Source organism: Microbacterium sp. K41 (assembly GCF_004794395.1).
GTDB lineage: Bacteria > Actinomycetota > Actinomycetes > Actinomycetales > Microbacteriaceae > Microbacterium > Microbacterium sufflavum.
In genome coordinates this window covers 1-1,353 of the sequence record NZ_SSDO01000479.1, presented here as the reverse complement: position 1 = coordinate 1,353, position 1,353 = coordinate 1, and the positions used below count along the sequence as shown (strand labels likewise).

Genomic DNA, 1,353 nt, shown 5'->3' with positions numbered 1-1,353 from the left:
GTGCCGGCGAGCCGCGACTTCTCGTCGTCGCCCGCGGTGGGCGTCACAGCGACGGTCGACGGTGCCACGGTGCGCGTCGGCGGCCCGCACCTGCTGACCGAGGAAGGCGCGGAGGAGCTGCCGGCAGCCGAGGGGTGGCGCGCGCACGGCGCGATCATCCTGCACGTGCTGCGCGACGGCCGTGTGATCGGTGCGCTGGCGCTCGCCGACGAGGTGCGGCCGGAGTCGCGGGAGGCGGTCGACGCGCTGCACGCCCGCGGGGTGCAGGTCGTGATGATCACGGGCGACGCGGAGGCGGTGGCGCAGACCGTCGCGTCCGACCTCGGCATCGACCGGGTGTTCGCCGGGGTGCGACCCGAGGACAAGGCCGCGAAGGTGCAGGAGTTGCAGCGCGAGGGTCGCCGGGTGGCGATGGTGGGCGACGGCGTGAACGATGCCCCCGCCCTGGCGCAGGCCGACGTGGGGCTCGCGATCGGCGCGGGCACCGACGTCGCGATCGCATCGGCCGGGGTGATCCTGGCGGGTGACGATCCGCGGTCGGTGCTGTCGGTGATCGAGCTGTCGCGGGCGTCATATCGCAAGATGAAGCAGAACCTGTGGTGGGCCGCCGGCTACAACCTGCTGTCGGTGCCGCTGGCCGCCGGGGTGCTCGCCCCGATCGGCTTCGTGCTGCCGATGTCGGTCGGCGCGGTGCTCATGTCGCTGTCGACGATCGTGGTCGCCCTCAACGCGCAGTTGCTGCGCCGACTCGACCTGCGCCCCGAGGTCACGACCCGCGAGATCCTCGACCGCTGACCGCCCGCAGATCCCGGCCCGACGCCCGTGCGCTCAGGCCGGGGTCTGCTGGTGCACGGCGAGCAGCCACCGTCCGCCCTCGCGCACGTACGTCGACACCATGTCCGCCGTGTAGGTCTGTGCGCCGCGGCGTCCCTCGAAGCGATACGCGATGGCGGCGGCGTCGGTGCCGAGCTCGCGCACCTGCACCGCGCTCAGGTCGAACGAGTCCCACGGGTCGGCGTGCTCGAGTCCGGCGATCGCCTCCTCCCGTGTCGCGACCATGCCCGGCATCACGAACAGGGCGTCGTCGCGGCAGATGTCCCGGTAGTACGCGAGGTCGCCCCGGGAGAGTCGTTCCTCGCTCGTGCGCAGGTCCTCGATCAGCGTCATGCCCCGCACCCTACTCCGGCGTCGCTTCCCGCGGAACGCCCTGGCTCACGGCTCGGACGGCGAGCCCGTCGCCCTCTCGCCGGAGGCGCTCGAAGCCCTCCCGGACGCACCTCCGCCCGCCGGGTTCCCCGGGGAGCAGCCGAAACGCCCCGGACGCGCCTCCGCTCGCCGCGAGGCCGTCATGCC

3 protein-coding genes are annotated in these 1,353 nt (G+C 73.5%); 2 read left to right on the top strand and 1 reads right to left on the bottom strand.

The genetic code is table 11. The annotated features are described in order from the left end of the window. Positions 1 to 795 (top strand): HAD-IC family P-type ATPase (locus tag DW309_RS15965; protein ID WP_136045922.1); only part of this gene is annotated, 795 nt, incomplete at its 5' end. A gap of 33 nt (positions 796 to 828) precedes the next feature. Here the strand turns inward: DW309_RS15965 and DW309_RS15960 are convergent. Next, positions 829 to 1,167 (bottom strand): nuclear transport factor 2 family protein, encoded by a 339-nt coding sequence (locus tag DW309_RS15960; protein ID WP_136032551.1) that lies wholly within the window; start codon positions 1,165 to 1,167, stop codon positions 829 to 831. Between DW309_RS15960 and DW309_RS19920 the strand changes: the two genes are divergently transcribed. Beyond that, a partial coding sequence (locus DW309_RS19920; RefSeq protein WP_205812826.1) for a hypothetical protein occupies positions 1,166 to 1,353 on the top strand: 188 nt, incomplete at its 3' end. The genes DW309_RS15960 and DW309_RS19920 overlap by 2 nt on opposite strands.

What these genes read in the sequence shown, in the direction of transcription:
- DW309_RS15960 (WP_136032551.1), bottom strand. Translation starts at nt 1,167, where the DNA reads ATGACGCTGATCGAGGACCTGCGCACGAGCGAGGAACGACTCTCCCGG.